The sequence below is a fragment of the Geodermatophilus sabuli genome, from assembly GCF_010686765.1.
GTDB lineage: Bacteria > Actinomycetota > Actinomycetes > Mycobacteriales > Geodermatophilaceae > Geodermatophilus > Geodermatophilus sabuli_A.
This window is the reverse complement of sequence record NZ_JAAGWF010000012.1, coordinates 24,343-41,567: the sequence shown is the minus strand read 5'-3', so window position 1 is coordinate 41,567 and position 17,225 is coordinate 24,343. Positions and strand designations below refer to the sequence as shown.

Genomic DNA, 17,225 nt, shown 5'->3' with positions numbered 1-17,225 from the left:
CGCCGGACCCCGCGTTCGTATGGTCATGCATGGCCGTGCATACTCTTGCTCGTGTCCAAGGTGCTCACCTCCCTGCCCATCGGCGAACGCGTCGGGATCGCCTTCTCCGGCGGTCTCGACACCTCGGTGGCGGTCGCGTGGATGCGCGAGCGGGGCGCGGTGCCCTGCACCTACACCGCGGACATCGGCCAGTACGACGAGCCCGACATCGCGTCGGTGCCCGGGCGGGCCACGGCCTACGGAGCCGAGATCGCCCGCCTGGTCGACTGCCGTGCGGCGCTGGTCGAGGAGGGGCTCGCGGCGCTGACCTGCGGGGCGTTCCACATCCGCTCGGGCGGGCGCAGCTACTTCAACACCACCCCGCTCGGGCGGGCGGTCACCGGCACGCTGCTGGTCCGGGCGATGCTCGAGGACGACGTCCAGATCTGGGGCGACGGGTCGACCTTCAAGGGCAACGACATCGAGCGCTTCTACCGGTACGGGCTGCTGGCCAACCCGTCGCTGCGGATCTACAAGCCGTGGCTGGACGCCGACTTCGTGACCGAGCTCGGCGGTCGCACGGAGATGTCGGAGTGGCTGGTCGCGCACGGTCTGCCCTATCGGGACAGCGCGGAGAAGGCCTACTCCACCGACGCCAACATCTGGGGCGCGACCCACGAGGCCAAGACGCTCGAGCACCTCGACACGGGCCTCGAGACCGTCGACCCGATCATGGGCGTCCGGTTCTGGGACCCCGCCGTCGAGATCGCCCCCGAGGACGTCACCGTCGGCTTCGCCCAGGGCCGCCCGGTCAGCATCAACGGCAGGGAGTTCGGCTCCGCGGTCGAACTGGTGCTCGCGGCCAACGCGATCGGCGGCCGGCACGGCATGGGCATGTCCGACCAGATCGAGAACCGGATCATCGAGGCCAAGAGCCGCGGCATCTACGAGGCGCCCGGGATGGCCCTGCTGCACGTGGCCTACGAGCGGCTGGTCAACGCCATCCACAACGAGGACACCCTCGCCAGCTACCACAGCGAGGGACGGCGCCTGGGCCGGCTGATGTACGAGGGCCGCTGGCTGGACCCGCAGGCCCTCATGCTGCGGGAGTCGCTGCAGCGGTGGGTCGGCATGGCGGTCACCGGCGAGGTGACGCTGCGGCTGCGCCGGGGTGAGGACTACTCGATCCTGGACACCTCCGGCCCGGCGTTCAGCTACCACCCGGACAAGCTCTCGATGGAGCGGACCGAGGACTCGGCCTTCGGGCCGGTAGACCGGATCGGTCAGCTGACGATGCGCAACCTCGACATCGCCGACTCGCGCGCCAAGCTCGAGCAGTACGCCGGTCTCGGCATGGTCGGCGGCGGGGCGGCGCCGGCCGCGATCGGTGCCGCGCAGGCTGCGGCGACCGGGCTGATCGGCGCGATGCCCGCGGGCGGGGCCGAGGTCATCGCCTCCCGCGGCGCGGTCTCCGACGAGGACGAGGCGCTCGACCGCGCGGCGATGGAGTCCGGCACCGACTGACCGGAGTGCCGCCGGGGGCACAGGGACCTCCGGCCCTGCTCCCGGGGACACCCGCCCCGGGCTGTGCGGCCGGCGCACCCGGCACGGTGGGCGCATGGTGACCGTGGACGCAGGTGCAGCGCAGGACGCGGGGACCGGGGGGCCGCTCGGGCCGGCCGAGCTGGAGCGGATCCACGCGTGGTGGCGGGCGGCCAACTACCTGTCGGTGGGGCAGATCTACCTGATGGGCAACCCGCTGCTGCGCGAACCGCTGCGCAGCGAGCACGTCAAACCGCGGCTGCTCGGGCACTGGGGGACCACGCCGGGCCTGAACCTCGTCTACGCCCACCTCAATCGGGTGATCGCCGCGCGCGACCTCGACGTGCTCTACGTGATGGGCCCCGGGCACGGCGGCCCGGGCCCGGTCGCCGCCGCCTGGCTGGAGGGCACCTACTCCGAGGTCTACCCCGAGGTGTCCCGGGACGCCGCGGGGATGGCGCGGCTGTTCACCCAGTTCTCCTTCCCGGGCGGCATCCCCAGTCACGTCGCGCCGGAGACGCCCGGCTCCGTCCACGAGGGCGGCGAACTCGGCTACGCCCTCTCGCACGCCTTCGGCGCCGCCTTCGACAACCCCGGCCTCGTGGTCGCCGCCGTCATCGGGGACGGCGAGGCCGAGACCGGCCCGCTGGCGGCCGCGTGGCACGGGAACAAGTTCCTCGATCCCCGCCAGGACGGCGCCGTCCTGCCGATCCTGCACCTCAACGGCTACAAGATCGCCAATCCGACGGTCCTGGCCCGCATCCCCGCCGACGAGCTGGACGCGCTGCTCCGCGGGTACGGCTGGGCGCCGTACGTCGTCGAGGGCTCCGACCCGGCGCTCGTGCACCAGTCCCTCGCCGCCACGCTCGACCACTGCCTCGACGAGATCGCGGCGATCCAGCGCCGGGCCCGCGAGGGCGACGACGGGGAGCGGCCGCGCTGGCCGATGATCGTGCTGCGCTCCCCGAAGGGCTGGACCGGGCCGGTGGAGGTCGACGGGCACCGCGTCGAGGGGTCGTGGCGCTCGCACCAGGTGCCCTTCAGCAACGCCCGGGGCGACGACGGCCACCGCAGGGTGCTCGAGGAGTGGCTGCGCAGCTACCGGCCGGAGGAGCTCTTCGACTCCGACGGCGCGCCCGTCCCGGCGATCCGGGACCTGCACCCGGCCGGGTCCCGCCGCATGAGCGCCAGCCCGCACGCCAACGGCGGGGTGCTGCTGCGGCCGCTGCGGCTGCCCGACTTCCGCGACTCCGCCGTCCCCGTGACGGAGCCGGGCACCGGTGCCGTGGAGGCGACCCGGGTGCTGGGCACGTTCCTCCGGGACGTCATGCGGGAGAACATGCAGACCTTCCGGGTGTTCTCGCCCGACGAGAACGACTCGAACCGGCTCGGCGCCGTCCTCGAGGTCACCGACCGGGCCTGGACGGCGCAGCGGTACCCGGACGACGACCACCTGGCCCCCGGCGGCCGGGTCATGGAGATCCTCTCGGAGCACACCTGCCAGGGCTGGCTCGAGGGCTACCTGCTCACCGGCCGGCACGGCTTCTTCTCCTGCTACGAGGCGTTCGTGCACGTCGTCGACTCGATGGTCAACCAGCACGCCAAGTGGCTGAAGACCACCAACGGCATCCCCTGGCGGCGGCCGATCGCCTCGCTGAACTACCTGCTCACCTCGCACGTGTGGCGCCAGGACCACAACGGGTTCAGCCACCAGGACCCCGGCTTCATCGACCACGTCGTCAACAAGAAGGCCGAGGTCGTGCGGGTCTACCTGCCGCCGGACGCCAACACCCTGCTGTCGGTGGCCGACCACTGCCTGCGCAGCCGCCAGTACGTGAACGTGATCGTCGCGGGCAAGCAGCCGGCCCTGCAGTACCTCGGCATCGACGACGCCGTCGAGCACTGCACCAAGGGCATCGGCATCTGGGGGTGGGCCAGCAGCGACGGGGGCCGGGAGCCCGACGTGGTGATGGCCTGCGCCGGCGACGTCCCGACGATGGAGACCCTCGCGGCGGTGCAGATCCTCCGGGGCTGGTTCCCCGACCTGGCCGTCCGGGTGGTCAACGTCGTCGACCTCATGCGGCTGCAGGACGACCGGTCGCACCCGCACGGGCTGTCCGACCGTGAGTTCGACTCGCTGTTCACCGTCGACCGGCCGGTGGTCTTCGCCTTCCACGGCTACCCGTGGCTGATCCACCGGCTGACCTACCGGCGGACCAACCACCGCAACGTCCACGTCCGCGGCTACGTGGAGGAGGGGACGACCACCACGCCGTTCGACATGTGCGTGCTGAACGGGATCGACCGCTACGACCTCGCCATCGACGTCATCGACCGGGTGCCCCGGCTGCAGGCGGTCGGCGCGCACCACCGGGACCGGCTGCGCGACCAGGTCATCGAGCACCGCCGGTACGTCCGGACCCACGGGGAGGACCTCCCGGAGATCCGGGACTGGCAGTGGTCCGGGGCGGCCGGGCCGGGGACCTCGGGCGGCGGACCGCTCCACGAGCCCGAGGCATGAGGGTCCTGGTCGTCAACGCCGGGTCCAGCAGCCTCAAGCTCGCGCTCCTGGACGCCGACGGGGCGGTGACGGACGCCGAGGACGTGCAGCACTGGGCGGGTGAGGGGCACCTCGAACCGCTGGCCGCTTTCCTGGAGCGCTGCGACGGTGCCGACGCGGTCGGTCACCGGGTGGTGCACGGCGGCCCCCGGCACACCGCTCCCGCGGTCGTCGACGACCTGCTGGTCGCATCGCTGTACTCGGTCAGCCACCTCGCGCCGCTGCACAACCCGAGGGCGCTGGCCGCCGTCGCGATGGTGGGCGAGCTGCTGCCCGGCGTGCCGGCGGTGGCCTGCTTCGACACCGCCTTCCACGCCGGGTTGCCGGCGGCCGCGCGCACGTACGCACTGCCGCGGGAGTGGAACCGCCGCTTCGGCCTGCGACGCTACGGCTTCCACGGGCTCTCCCACGCCCACGCCGTGCGGCGGGGGGCCGAGCTGGCCGGCCGGCCGGCCGCGGAGCTCCGGATCGTGTCGGCGCACCTGGGCGCCGGCGCCTCCCTGGCCGCCGTCCGCGACGGGGTGTCCGTCGACACCACGATGGGCTTCACCCCGCTGGCCGGGCTGGTGATGAACACCCGGCCGGGCAGCGTCGACCCCGGGCTGCTGCTGTGGCTGCTGGAGCACGGCGGGGAGCCGCGGGAGGAGGTGGCCGACGTCCTGGAGCACCACGCCGGGCTCAAGGGGCTGTCCGGCACCACGGGTGACCTGCGGGAGGTGGTCGCCGGACGCGCGGCCGGCGACGCCGACTGCGCGCTGGCCCTCGACGTCTACCTGCACCGGCTGTGCCGGGAGGTCGCGGCCATGACGGCGGCGACGGGCGGGCTGGACCTGCTGGTGTTCACCGGCGGCGTGGGGGAGCACGCCTGGCCGGTGCGGGCGGCGGTCGCCGAGCGGCTCGCCCACCTCGGCCTCGCGGTGGACGCCGCCGCCAACCGGGCCGCGGCCGGGGACGCCGAGATCAGCGGGGCCGGAGCGGCGGCCCGGACCGTCGTCGTCACCGCCCGGGAGGACCTGGAGGTCCGCCGGGAGGTGCTGGCCGTGCTGGGCGGGGGATGAGCCGGCCGGCGCATCCCCCGCACCGGCTCACTCGGTCGGCGGCTCGTCCTTGCCGGCCTCCTCGAGCTCGTCGGCCTCCTCCTTGGTCTTGTGCACCGCGCCGTCGGCGTGCTCCGGCGGGCCGTAGACCGTGTAGAGGACCAGCGGGTTGGGTCCGGTGTTGACGAAGTTGTGCTTCGTGCCGGCCGGGACGACGACCAGGTCGCCCTGGGCCACCTTCTTCTTGCTGCCGGAGATCTGCGCCTCGCCGGTGCCGCTGACGAAGGTGAGGATCTGGTCGATGTCCTCGTGCACCTCCTCGCCGATCTCACCGCCCGGCGGGATGGTCATGATGACCAGCTGGGTGTTCTTGCCGGTCCACAGGACGCGGCGGAAGTCGGCGGACTTCTCGGCCTCGGTCGCGATCGTGTAGTGGATGACGGACGCCATGGAGGGCGCTCCTCTCGTCGGACGGGCACAGCGGTACGGCCGGGGCACGGGTCCCCGGCGGATGCCGGTCCTCCTGCCCGCCGACGTGCGCGGTTAGTCCTGTCCCGGGGAGGAAGTGATCACGCTCGTCGCCGTCGGGCGGGATCGGACCGCATCCGCGCGGTGAGCGATCTCACCCGTCCCGGGGGAAGCACCGGGGAGCGGCGGACGTCGTCCCTGGGGTGAGCACGCCGACCGCCGTCCGCCCGACCGCCCGGGCCTACACCGTGTGGTTGGTCGCCCTCGCCGCGTACTCGGTCGCCGTCTTCCACCGCGCCTCCCTCGGGGTGGCCGGCGTCGAGGCGCAGGAGCGGTTCACGGCCGGCGCGTCGGCGATCTCGCTCTTCCTCGTGCTGCAGCTGGTCGTCTACGCGGCCATGCAGGTACCGGTCGGCGTGGCCCTGGACCGGTTCGGCTCGCGGAACCTCATCCTCGCCGGCGCACTCACGATGGCCGCCGGGCAGGCGCTGCTGGCCGTCGCCGGCGACGTGCCGACCGCCATCGCCGCCCGCGTGCTGGTCGGCGCCGGGGACGCGATGACCTTCGTCAGCGTGCTGCGGGTGATCGGGTTCTGGTTCCCCGGCCCCACCGTGCCGCTGATCACCCAGCTCACCGGCATGCTCGGGCAGTTCGGGCAGATCGTCGCCGCCTATCCGCTGGTCGCGCTGCTGCACTCCACCTCGTGGGAGAGCACCTTCCTGGGTGCCGCGGGAGCCGGGGTGCTGGTCGCGGTCCTCGTCGTCGTGGCGCTGCGCGACGTCCCGCCGGGCACCGAGCTGGCCACGCCGTCCGGGCTGGCGGAGGTCCGGCACAGCCTGGCGCTCACCTGGCGGGAGTCCGGCACCCGCATCGGGCTCTACACCCACCTGGTCACCCAGTTCTCGGGCACCGTCTTCGCGCTGCTGTGGGGCTATCCGTTCCTCGTCGTGGGCCAGGGGCTCAGCCCCGCGACCGCCGCCGGGCTGCTCACCCTGCTGGTCGTGGTCGGCATCGTCGTCGGCCCGCTGGTCGGCCGGCTGTGCGGGCGCTGGCCACTGCGCCGGTCGGCCCTGGTCTTCGCCATCCTGGCGCTCACCGCCGCCATCTGGACGGTCGTGCTGGCGTGGCCCGGGCGGGCGCCCCTGCCGCTGCTGGTGCTGCTGGTCGTCGTCCTGGGCACCAACGGGCCGGGCTCGATGATCGGCTTCGACTTCGCCCGCACCTGGAACCCCGCCGAGCGGCAGGGCAGCGCCAGCGGCGTGGTCAACGTCGGCGGCTTCGTGGCCTCCCTGCTGACCATCCTCGCCGTCGGTGCGGTCCTCGACGTCCTCACCCCGGGCGGCTCGACGGACTACTCCCTGGACGCCTTCCGCGCCGCGTTCGCCGTCCAGTACGTCTTCTGGGCGATCGGTCTGGTCGGGGTGCTGCGGCACCGGCGCCAGCTCCGGGCACGGCTGGCCCGCGACGGCGTGGTCCTCGCCCCGCTGCGCGTCGCCGTCACCGCCCGGCTGCGGGGCGGCTCCGCCTACCGCTGAGCCGCCGATTCACCCCGGGTGACCGCCCGGGCACCGCCACGGCGGACGACGCCGGACGCCCCGGGCACCGTCGTGTCGTGCCGTCGCCGGGCGCCCGCCCTCTGGCAGTCTCCGCAACTCCACAGCTGTCCCCGGCGTCGGGCGGTGCGGGCACGGTCGCGCGTCGGGTCGGGAGGGAGTCCGGCGATGTTCCGACGCAGTGAGCTCGTGGCCGCCGACGGCCGGCCGGTCGAGGCGACGTCCACCGGCGGGTTGCCGGGTCGCCCCGACCGCGCCGGTGCCCTCGACGCCCTCCTCGCCCCCCGGCCGCTGTTCCGGACCGCGCTGCGCGGCTACGACCGGCTGCAGGTGGACGACTACGTCGCCTGGACGGAGTCCGAGCTGCTGACCACGCGGCGCGAGACCGACGACCTGCTCAGCCGCTACGGCGCCTGCGCCGCCGAGCTGGAGATCTCCCGCCGGCTGCTGGCCTGCTCGCCGGAGGGCCGGGACCTGGTGCGCACCTCCGAGCGGGTCGGGGAGATCCTCCGGCTGGCCGCCGACGAGGCGGCCGTCCGCACCGAGGCCGGGACGGTGCAGGCCGACCGGATCCGCGCGGAGGCCCGCAGCGAGGCCGACCAGCTGCTGCGCCGCGCCGCCGGGGTCAAGGAGGCCGCGGTCGCCGAGTGCCGGCTGATGGAGGCAGACGCCCGGCGGGCCCGGGACGAGGCGCGGGCCCGGCAGCGGGAGGCCGAGGTCGCGGCCGAGCGGCTCCTCGCCGAGGCGGCGGCCGAGCGGGCACGCCTGGCGCGCGAGTCGGCCGAGCGGCGCGCCCGCGAGGAGGAGCGGGCCCGCGCCGAGGTGGCCGCCGCGTGGGCGGCCGAGGTGGCGGCCGCGCAGGCCGAACTCGACGACCTGGCGCGCCGGCGGGACGACGCCCGCGTGGCGCTGCAGCGGTTGACCGCCCACCTCGACGACGCACTCGGCCGGCTGACCGGGTCGCTGGTCGACGACGCCCACCCGCAGCCGGTGTCCTGACGCCCCCGGTGGCGGGCGATCGGCGCCGCGAGCACGATCGCGCCAGGAGAATGGGCCGGTCAGGGAGGTGTCGTGGACGTCGTCGTGGGGCTGGACTCCGGGACGACGGCGACCAAGGCGGTCACCGCGGGCACCGACGGCCGGGTGCGCGACCTCGCCAGCGTCGGCTACCCGCTGCTGGTGCCGGCGCCGGGGCGGGCCGAGCTCGACGCCGCCCGGCTGGTGGCCGCCGCCGTCGAGGCCCTGGGCGCGGTGGCGGCGCTGGCCCGCGAGCGCGGCGACCGCGTGGCCGGCATCAGCCTCAGCGCCGCCATGCACGGCCTGGTCCCCATGGACGACGACGGCGACCCGCTCGGGCCGGTGCTCACCTGGGCCGACGACCGCGCGGCCGCTTGGGCGACGGCCCTGGTCGCCGACGGGCGGGCCGGCGCCCTGCACGCCCGCACGGGCACGCCGGTGCACGCGATGTCGCCGCTGGTGAAGCTGTCCTGGGAGCGGGCGGAGGACCCCGGCCTGGTCGCCCGTGTCCCGCGCTGGGGCGGGGTCAAGGAGCTGCTGGTCGCCGGGCTCTGCGGTGGCCGGCACGTGCTCGACCGGTCGTGCGCATCGGCCACCGGGCTCTACGACCTCCGCGCCGGCACCTGGGACGACGAGGCGCTGGGCATCGCGGGGGTGCGGGCGGGTCAGCTGGGTGAGGTGCTGCCGACGACGGCGGTGCTGCCGGGCCTCCGGGCCGACGTGGCGGCGGCGACCGGGCTGCCCGCGGACCTCCCGGTGGTCATCGGCGCCTCCGACGGGGTGCTGGCCAGCCTGGGCATCGGCGCCGTCCGGCCCGACGTCGCTGCCGTCTCCCTGGGCACCAGCGGCGCCATGCGGGTCGTCGTCCCCGCTCCGACGGTCGACGAGGGCCGCCGGCTGTTCTGCTACGCCCTGACCGACGACCACTGGGTGGTCGGGGGAGCGGTGAACAACGGCGGGTCGGTGGTGCGCTGGGCCGCGCAGGCCCTGGCCGCCGACCCCGACGGCACGGAGCCGGAGGGCGAGGCGGCCGACGAGCTCGACGCGCGGCTGCTGGCCGAGGCCGAGCAGGTCGTCCCGGGCAGCGCCGGGCTGCTGTGCCTGCCCTACCTGCTGGGGGAGCGGGCGCCGTGGTGGCGGTCGGGGCTGCGCGGGGCGTTCATCGGGCTGCGCCGGGAGCACCGCCGTCCGCACCTGGTGCGGGCGGCGGTCGAGGGCGTCTGCCAGCAGCTGGCACTGGTGCGGGACGCCTTCGCCGACACCGGCCTCCCGGTGCGCGAGGTGCGGGCCACCGGGGGAGCGGTGGCCTCCCCGCTGTGGGTGCGCACCCTCGCCGCGGCCCTCGACCTGCCGGTGCGGGTCGCCGACTCGCCGGAGGGCACCGGGCTGGGCGCCAGCCTGCTGGGCTGGCACGCCCTCGGTGCGCTGCCCGACCTCGATGCCGCGACGGCGCTGGTCGCCGTGCACGACCCGGTCGAGCCCGACCCGGAGGCGGTGGCCGTCTACCGGCGGATGCGGCCGCTGGTCGACCGCTCGACCCAGGCGCTCACCGACGTCCTGACCACGCTCGACGCCCTGGACGACACCCCGTCCCGCCCGGTCGGATCGAGAGGAGCCGCCATGTCCGAGGACTTCGACGACGACGGAGGGACACGACCATGAGGGGTGCGGCACGCGCCGCGGTGGCCGGGCTGGCGGGGCTGGCGGCGGTCGCCGCCCGCGACCTGGTGCAGCGGGAGCACACGCTGCTGCGGAACTTCCCGGTCATCGGCCACGCGCGCTACCTGCTCGAGGCGGTCGGCCCGGAGATGCGGCAGTACCTGGTCGCCGGGAACAACGAGGAACGGCCGTTCACCCGGGACCAGCGCCGCTGGGTCTACGCCTCGGCGAAGAAGCAGAACAACTACTTCGGCTTCGGCACCGACAACGACCTCGAGTACACCGCCGGGTACCCGGTGATCAACCACAAGACCTTCGGCCGTGCCGTGCCGCCGTCGCACCCGGCGTCCGCGCACGAGGTGCAGGTGCCGTCGGCCAAGGTGCTCGGCGGGCCGCGGGGGCGGGCGCAGGCGTTCCGGCCGGCGTCGGTCGTCAACGTCTCGGCGATGAGCTTCGGCTCGCTGTCCGGCGCCGCGGTGGAGGCGCTCAACCGCGGGGCGGCGCTGGCCGGCTGCCTGCAGAACACCGGGGAGGGCGGCGTCTCGGCGTACCACCGGCACGGCGGCGAGCTGGTCTACCAGATCGGCACCGCCTACTTCGGCTGCCGGGACGACGAGGGCCGCTTCGACCTGGACCGGCTGAAGGACCTGGTGGCCGGTGCGCCGGTGCGCGCACTGGAGATCAAGCTCAGCCAGGGCGCCAAGCCGGGGCTGGGCGGGGTCCTGCCCGCGGCCAAGGTCTCCGCCGAGATCGCCGCCGCCCGCGGTGTGCGGGAGGGCGTGGACTGCATCAGCCCGTCGCGGCACGCGGAGTTCTCCGACCCCGACAGCCTGCTCGACTGGGTGGAGCTCCTGGCCGCGGAGACCGGCCTGCCGGTCGGCATCAAGTCCGCCGTCGGTGACATGGGGTTCTGGGTCGAGCTGACCGACCTCATGGCGCGCACCGGCCGCGGAGTGGACTTCGTGACCGTCGACGGCGGCGAGGGCGGCACCGGCGCCGCGCCGCTGATCTTCACCGACTCGGTGTCCCTGCCGTTCCAGCTGGGCTTCGCCCGGGTCTACGCGGCCTTCGCCCGGCAGGGTCTGCACGAGCAGGTGACCTTCATCGGCGGCGGCAAGCTCGGCCTGCCCGACAACGCGATCGTGGCGTTCGCCCTCGGCTGCGACATGGTCAACGTCGGCCGCGAGGCGATGCTGGCCATCGGCTGCATCCAGGCGCAGAAGTGCCACACCGACACCTGCCCCACCGGCGTCGCGACCCAGAACCCGTGGCTGGCGCACGGCCTGGACCCGGCGCTGAAGTCGGTGCGTGCGGCCAACTACCTGGAGACGCTGCGCCGCGACCTGTTCAAGGTCGCCGAGGCCTGCGGCGTGGAGCACCCCGGCCTCATCGGGTGCGACGCCGTCGAGATCCTCGACGGCCGCACGAGCTCCACGCCGCTGCGCGAGGTGTACGGCTACCAGCCCGACTGGGGACTGCCGTCGGCCGCCGACCAGGCGGCGGTCATCGAGCTGATGGTGCCCCGGGGGCCCCAGGGCGGATCGGCCCCGCCGTCGGCGGACGCCGTCGGCTGACAGCGGACCCCGTCAACGGCCTTTCAGGAGGTCCTCGAAGGACGGGACGTCGGCGAACGGGTCGGCCGGGCGGCGGCCCGCCCGGCCACCTCTGGCCGGGCGGCCGGTGACCAGGTCGGCCAGCTCGCCGGCGGCCCGCTCGATCCGCCCGGCCAGCTGCTGGTCGACGCCCCCGGCGCCGGCCCAGTCCTCCGAGGCCGCGAAGACCCCCGTCGGGACGGCGACCGCCCGCAGGTGGGCGAACAGCGGCCGCATCGCGTGCTCGATGACCAGGGAGTGCCGGGCGGTGCCCGCGGTGGCGCCCAGCAGCACCGGCGTCCCGGTGAGCGCGTCCTTGTCGAGCACGTCGAAGAACGTCTTGAACAGGCCGCTGTAGGACGCCGAGAAGACCGGCGTCACCGCGATCAGCCCGTCGGCACCGACGACGGTGTCCACCGCGGCCTGCAGCGCGGTGTTGGCGAAGCCGGTGAGCAGGTGGTCGGCGAGGTCGCGGGCGTGCGCCCGCAGCTCGACGACCTCGACGGTGGCGTCCTCGCCCCGCGCGCGCAGCGCGGCGACGGTGGCCGTGGTGAGCCGGTCGGCCAGCAGCCGGGTGGACGACGGCGTGGACAGCCCGGCGCTGAGCACGGCGAGCGTGCGGGTGCTCATCGCGCGGACACCTCCTCGGCGGTGCGCCCGGTGACGTCGTCGGTGGCGTGGACGGTGGCGTCGGCAGCGGCGCCGCGGGCCACGACCCGGTCGGCGTGCGTGGGGGCCTCGGGCACGTGCGCGGGCTTGAGCGCCGCGAACTCCCGGCGCAGCACCGGCACGACCTCCTCGCCGAGGATGTCCAGCTGCTCGAGCACCGTCTTCAGCGGCAGGCCGGCGTGGTCCACGAGGAACAGCTGCCGCTGGTAGTCCCCGACGTAGTCGCGGAACCCGAGGGTGCGCTCGACGACCTGCTGCGGGCTGCCGACGGTCAGCGGCGTCTCGCGGGTGAACTCCTCCAGTGACGGGCCGTGCCCGTAGACGGGCGCGTTGTCGAAGTAGGGCCGGAACTCCCGGACGGCGTCCTGGCTGTTGGCCCGCATGAACACCTGCCCGCCCAGGCCGACGATCGCCTGGTCGGCGGTGCCGTGGCCGTGGTGCTCGTACCGGCGGCGGTAGAACTCGACCATCCGCTCGGTGTGCTCCTTCGGCCAGAAGATGTGGTTGTGGAAGAAGCCGTCGCCGTAGTACGCGGCCTGCTCGGCGATCTGCGGCGAGCGGATCGACCCGTGCCACACGAACGGCGCCACGCCGTCGAGCGGCCGCGGCGTCGAGGTGAAGCCCTGCAGCGGCGTGCGGTACTGACCGGACCAGTCGACGACGTCCTCGGTCCACAGCCGGCGCAGCAGCGCGTAGTTCTCGACCGCCAGCGGGATGCCGTTGCGGATGTCCTGCCCGAACCACGGATAGACCGGCCCGGTGTTGCCCCGGCCCATCATCAGGTCCACCCGGCCGCCGGCCAGGTGCTGCAGCATCGCGTAGTCCTCGGCGATCTTCACCGGGTCGTTGGTGGTGATCAGCGTCGTTGAGGTCGACAGCAGCAACCGCTGCGTCCGGGCCGCGAGGTAGCCGAGCATCGTCGTGGGGGACGAGGGCACGAAAGGCGGGTTGTGGTGCTCGCCGGTGGCGAAGACGTCGAGGCCGACCTCCTCCGCCTTGAGCGCGATCGCCACCATCGCCTGGATCCGCTCCGCCTCGGTGGGCGTGCGGCCGTTCGTCGGGTCGGGCGTGACGTCGCCGACGGTGAAGACCCCGAACTGCATCTCGTGCTCCCAGTGGTTGAGAGTGCAACTACTGCCTCGTGCAACGGTCGAGCCGGCGAGGTATTCCCCGTCGACGGCGGGCTCCCCTCGGCAAGTGGGCCCCTCCGCAGCTGTCCGTAGTGGGTCCGGCACGGGCCGGTGAACTACACCCGTGTCGTCCTGACGCCGCGTGGCGCCACCGTCGCGCAGGCGGCAACGTCTGCCACGGTGCAGTCGCTGTACGAGCACCGACGGAGGGGGCCCGGGGATGGCGCGAGCGAAGCGGGGGGACGCCGTCGGGAGCACGCGCGCCGAGCCGTTCGACGACGGCGACGCCGACCCTGCCACCGTGGACGACGGCCCGTCCGGGCTGGCCGTGCTCTTCGAGCCGCGCCCCCGGTTCCGGCGGGTGCTGCGCGGCTACGACCGCGCCGAGGTGGACGACTACGTCGCCGCGGTGGAGCGGGAACGGCTCGAGACCGCACCCCTCGAGGCGCCGGCCGGCCGGTGCAGTCACTGCAACGACGAGTTCCCCGCTGCCCCGGCGGCACCGGCCCTCCTGGGTGGGGCCGACGGGACGGACGACCGCGACGCGGTGCTCGTCGTCGGCGCGATGCGCGAGCTCCTGCGGCTGGCCGAGGACCGGGCCGGCGAGCTGGTCGCCGACGCGGAGGCCGAGGCCGAGCGGGTACGGGCCGCGGCGCGGGCGGAGGCCGATGCCCGGCTGGGCAACGTCGCCGAGGTGCGGCGCGCGGCGCAGGCCGCCCGGCGCGAGGCCGAGATCGCGCTGGCGCACGGCCGCCAGCAGGCGGCGGACCTGCTCCGCGCTGCCGCCGGTGACCGCGCCGGGCTCGACGCCGAGGCCGCCGCCGTCCGGGACCGGGCGGCGGAGGACGCGCGGCGCGAGGCCGAGCAGGCCGCCCTGGACGCCGCCGAGGAGCTGGCCGCCGTCCGCCGGGAGATCGACGACCTCTGCCGGCAGCGGGACGAGGCCCGCAGCTCGCTGCGCCGGCTGACCGGCCAGATCGATGCCGCCCTGCAGGCCTTCGCGGCCCCGGTGCCCGACGAGGTCCACGCCGGTGGACGGCCGCGGGAGGTCGTCGTCACCGGCAACGTGGTGCTCGCCGAGCCGCGGGAGCCGGTGGCCGGCTGACGGTCCGGCGCGCCCGGGCCGGACCCGGCGCGAGACAGCTCACGCAACGGATGTGACGCCTGGGATTGTCACAGGACGGTAACGCACTTACGGTGGCCAGGTCCGGTCGGTCGTCTCGTCCCCAGTCGGGGAGCCTGGCCGGACGCCGCCGAGTCGGGTCCGCGCACCGTGGACCCGAGCCGGGGACCCACCGCAGTCCTGGGGTGAATCCCGTCCGACGAGCACCGCTCGGAGGCCGGGTAGGGCGTCTTCCCGCCCGAATCCGTCAGCTAACCCGGTAGGCGGCCATGGAAGAACGGAGAGCATCCGCATGCCTCGCCCACGGGCCCTCGCGGCTCGCAGGGTCACCCGGCCGCGCGCACCTCGCGCCTCCTCCCCGGCCCGCTGACCCCCTGACCGCGTAGCCGGTGTCGCGCGTCCTCCCCGACGCCGCCGGCTCCCCCGTCGTCGCCGCCGCATCGCGGGCCGCCCTCCCACGGGAGGACGCCGCCCGCGCGCGCCCTCTCGCTCGGAGCACCCACACCCGATGGACCACCGCTCGTCGCACTCCTCCCGCCCTGTCGCGATCGCCCCCACCGCCGAGTTCGACACCGCCGCCCTGGCCGGTGCGCCGGCCGCCCGCCGGCGGGTCCGCCTCCCGGCCGCGGGCCGCCGTCCGGCGATCTTCCTCGCCACCGCCGCGGCGGGCGCCGTCCTGGTCAACCTGCTCGTCAGCGGACCGCCCGCGGCGGACGCGGAGACCACCACCGTCACCGCGTCGATGAGCGTCGCCGAGCAGCTGGGCCTCCCGGCGCAGCCGCCGGCCGGCGAGTCGGCCGAGTCGGTGCCGCCACCCGCCCCCGACCTCGCTCCGCTGGAGGACCTCGCCGCCTCGCGCAGCGAGCGCGAGGCCGCCGAGGCCAGCGCCGCCCAGGCCCAGGCCGCCGCCGAGCAGGCCGAGCTGGACCGCCAGGCCGCCGAGCGGGAGGCCGCCGAGCGTGCCGCCGCGGAGGCCGCCGCCCGCGAGGAGGCCGAGCGCCAGGCCGCCGAGGCCGCCGCCCGTGCGGAGGCCGAGCGGGAGGCCGCCGAGGCCGCCGCCGCCGCGCCCCGGTCGAGCGGGAGCAGCGGTGCCGCCGCCCCGGCCGCCCAGGGCTCCTTCAAGGAGTACGCGGTCGCCAAGGTCGGCAGCGCCCAGCAGTTCAGCTGCCTGGAGAACCTGTGGGGCAAGGAGAGCGGCTGGAACCCCAACGCGCAGAACCCGAGCAGCACGGCCTACGGCATCCCGCAGTTCCTCAACTCGACCTGGGCGGGCACCGGCATCGCCAAGACGTCGGACGGCTACCGCCAGATCGACGCCGGCCTGATCTACATCGAGAACCGCTACGGCAGCCCGTGTGCCGCCTGGGCGCACTCGCAGGCCAACAACTGGTACTGAGCCCGGCCCCGCCCTCCCCACCCCTCGCAGGCTCGGGGCGGTGCCGGGGGCGGGGTGGCGCGCACCGGGCGTGAGCCCCCGCGTGGTGCCCGCCGGGTTCGTCCGCGCGCACACCCGGGTCCGGCAGCCCTCCTCCGTCCCCGAGGTCTCGTTGCACGTCGCCGACGACGTCGTGGCCCTGTGGGAGGCCATGGAGACCGAGGCGGGTGGCGCCGGGGACGCGCCGCCGTTCTGGGCCGCGGCCTGGCCGGGCGGGCAGGCGCTCGCCCGGTACGTCCTCGACACCCCGGACGTCGTGGCCGGGCGCGCGGTGCTCGACCTGGGCGCCGGCAGCGGGCTGGTGGCCATCGCCGCCCGGCTGGCCGGCGCGCGCCGGGTGCTGGCCAGCGACGTCGACCCGTTCAGCCGGACCGCGGTGAGGGTCAACGCCGAGCTCAACGGCGTCACCGGGATCAGCGTGACCGGGGACGTCCTCGCTCGTGAGCCGCGCGGCGTGGACGTCGTCCTGGCCGGTGACGTCTGCTACGACCGCGAGATGACCGAGCGGGTGCTGCCCTTCCTCGACCGCGCCCGCGCCGGCGGCTGCGAGGTCCTGGTCGGTGACCCGGGGCGGCCCTACCTGCCGCACGACCGGCTCACCGCGGTCGCCGTCCGGGAGATCCCGGAGACCGAGGGCCCCGGCCTCCGGCGGACGACGGTGTGGCGGCTGCCCTGAGCACACCGGCCCGGCCCGCGCGCGCTCGGTAGGGTCCTGCCGTGGCCGCGCCGTCCCCCGCAGGCCCCGAGCGCGGGCGCCGGGTGCGCCGGCCCTCTGGAGACGACCGCGAACGGGCGATCCTCGCCACGGCCGAGCGGCTGCTCGAGCTCCGGCCGCTGGCCGACATCTCGGTCGACGACCTGGCCCGCGGCGCCGGCATCTCCCGGCCCACCTTCTACTTCTACTTCGCCTCGAAGGACGCCGTCGTCCTTGCGCTGCTCGACCGGGTGGTGGCCGAGGCCCGGTCGCTGCGGGCGGCGGCGCTGGCCGGCGCGGGCGACGACGTCCGGGGGAGCTGGCGGCTGGCCCTCGAGGCGGTGCGCGACACGTTCACCGCGCACCGGTCGCTGACCGCCGCGGCCACCCAGCTCCTGGCCGGCAGCGCGGAGGTCCGCGAGCTGTGGTCGCAGGTGATGGAGGGCTTCGTCACCGAGACCGCCGCCGCGATCGAGGCCGAGCGGGCCCGCGGGGCCGCACCGGCCGGACCGCCCGCCCGGGACCTCGCCGTGGCGCTGAACTGGATGAACGAGCGGGTCCTGCAGGTGACGCTGGCCGGACAGGTCCCGGGGATCGCGGAGGAGGGCCTGGTCGACGTGCTGCTGACCGTCTGGCTCCGGGCCGTCTACGGCACCGACGAGCCCGCCGTCTGACGACGGCCACTGCCGCGGACTCTCGGCGCCGAGAGTCCGTTGGGGGCGCCGGGAGCCCGGTGCGGGCCTGTCGACTCGGCGTCGAGGTGGTCG

Annotated in this window: 14 protein-coding genes and 1 riboswitch; of the genes, 11 read left to right on the top strand and 3 right to left on the bottom strand. The window is 75.1% G+C overall.

The genetic code is table 11. The features are described 5' to 3' along the window. Window positions 1-51 precede the first annotated feature (51 nt). The 3 genes from argG (at window position 52) to GCU56_RS12470 (ending at window position 5,139) form a co-directional block, all read left to right on the top strand. Window positions 52-1,503, top strand: a complete 1,452-nt coding sequence (gene argG / locus GCU56_RS12480; RefSeq protein ID WP_163482069.1) for an argininosuccinate synthase — start codon at window positions 52-54, stop codon at window positions 1,501-1,503. Between the two features lie 94 nt (window positions 1,504-1,597). Continuing rightward, window positions 1,598-4,042: a phosphoketolase family protein gene (locus GCU56_RS12475; RefSeq protein ID WP_163482068.1), complete on the top strand. Its 2,445-nt coding sequence runs from the start codon at window positions 1,598-1,600 to the stop codon at window positions 4,040-4,042. Then, window positions 4,039-5,139 (top strand): acetate/propionate family kinase, encoded by a 1,101-nt coding sequence (locus GCU56_RS12470; protein WP_163482067.1) that lies wholly within the window; start codon window positions 4,039-4,041, stop codon window positions 5,137-5,139. Before GCU56_RS12475 ends, GCU56_RS12470 begins: the two co-directional genes overlap by 4 nt. Window positions 5,140-5,166: 27 nt before the next feature. Here GCU56_RS12470 and GCU56_RS12465 read toward each other — a convergent pair whose 3' ends face one another. Further along, on the bottom strand, window positions 5,167-5,568 hold the full coding sequence (locus tag GCU56_RS12465) for a cupin domain-containing protein (protein WP_163482066.1): 402 nt from the start codon (window positions 5,566-5,568) through the stop codon (window positions 5,167-5,169). 221 nt (window positions 5,569-5,789) lie between these two features. On the opposite strand from GCU56_RS12465, the gene GCU56_RS12460 reads away from it, so the two are divergent. The 4 genes from GCU56_RS12460 to GCU56_RS12445 all read left to right on the top strand — a co-directional run bounded on the left by GCU56_RS12460 (window position 5,790) and on the right by GCU56_RS12445 (window position 11,389). Next, the gene (locus GCU56_RS12460; RefSeq protein WP_163482065.1) at window positions 5,790-7,121 is read left to right on the top strand and encodes an MFS transporter; all 1,332 of its coding nucleotides are present in this window, start codon (window positions 5,790-5,792) and stop codon (window positions 7,119-7,121) included. A 186-nt stretch (window positions 7,122-7,307) separates the two neighbouring features. Next, window positions 7,308-8,138 carry a DivIVA domain-containing protein gene (locus GCU56_RS12455; RefSeq protein WP_163482064.1) on the top strand — a complete coding sequence of 277 codons (831 nt, stop codon included), beginning with the start codon at window positions 7,308-7,310 and terminating at the stop codon, window positions 8,136-8,138. Window positions 8,139-8,210: 72 nt separating this feature from the next. Continuing rightward, complete coding sequence (locus GCU56_RS12450) at window positions 8,211-9,818, top strand: FGGY family carbohydrate kinase (RefSeq protein ID WP_163482063.1); 1,608 nt, start codon at window positions 8,211-8,213, stop codon at window positions 9,816-9,818. Further along, window positions 9,815-11,389, top strand: coding sequence for an FMN-binding glutamate synthase family protein (locus GCU56_RS12445; RefSeq protein ID WP_163482062.1), 1,575 nt, complete (start codon window positions 9,815-9,817; stop codon window positions 11,387-11,389). The genes GCU56_RS12450 and GCU56_RS12445 overlap by 4 nt, the downstream gene beginning before the upstream one ends. 12 nt (window positions 11,390-11,401) lie before the next feature. Here the strand turns inward: GCU56_RS12445 and GCU56_RS12440 are convergent, their stop codons facing one another. Both GCU56_RS12440 and GCU56_RS12435 read right to left on the bottom strand, forming a co-directional pair. Further along, window positions 11,402-12,037: an FMN reductase gene (locus GCU56_RS12440; RefSeq protein ID WP_163482061.1), complete on the bottom strand. Its 636-nt coding sequence runs from the start codon at window positions 12,035-12,037 to the stop codon at window positions 11,402-11,404. Beyond that, window positions 12,034-13,179, bottom strand: coding sequence for an LLM class flavin-dependent oxidoreductase (locus GCU56_RS12435; RefSeq protein WP_163482060.1), 1,146 nt, complete (start codon window positions 13,177-13,179; stop codon window positions 12,034-12,036). Before GCU56_RS12435 ends, GCU56_RS12440 begins: the two co-directional genes overlap by 4 nt. Window positions 13,180-13,426: 247 nt before the next feature. On the opposite strand from GCU56_RS12435, the gene GCU56_RS12430 reads away from it, so the two are divergent. The 4 genes from GCU56_RS12430 to GCU56_RS12415 all read left to right on the top strand — a co-directional run bounded on the left by GCU56_RS12430 (window position 13,427) and on the right by GCU56_RS12415 (window position 17,132). Beyond that, window positions 13,427-14,311, top strand: coding sequence for a DivIVA domain-containing protein (locus GCU56_RS12430; RefSeq protein WP_163482059.1), 885 nt, complete (start codon window positions 13,427-13,429; stop codon window positions 14,309-14,311). Between the two features lie 136 nt (window positions 14,312-14,447). Next, a riboswitch (cyclic di-AMP (ydaO/yuaA leader) is annotated at window positions 14,448-14,610 on the top strand. A gap of 227 nt (window positions 14,611-14,837) precedes the next feature. Next, entirely contained in the window at window positions 14,838-15,725 is an 888-nt protein-coding gene (locus GCU56_RS24645) for a lytic transglycosylase domain-containing protein (protein ID WP_275585860.1), read from the top strand. A 70-nt stretch (window positions 15,726-15,795) separates the two neighbouring features. Then, window positions 15,796-16,440, top strand: a complete 645-nt coding sequence (locus GCU56_RS12420) for a 50S ribosomal protein L11 methyltransferase (protein WP_163482058.1) — start codon at window positions 15,796-15,798, stop codon at window positions 16,438-16,440. A 41-nt stretch (window positions 16,441-16,481) separates the two neighbouring features. Then, complete coding sequence (locus GCU56_RS12415) at window positions 16,482-17,132, top strand: TetR family transcriptional regulator (protein WP_163482057.1); 651 nt, start codon at window positions 16,482-16,484, stop codon at window positions 17,130-17,132. Window positions 17,133-17,225 lie beyond the last annotated feature (93 nt).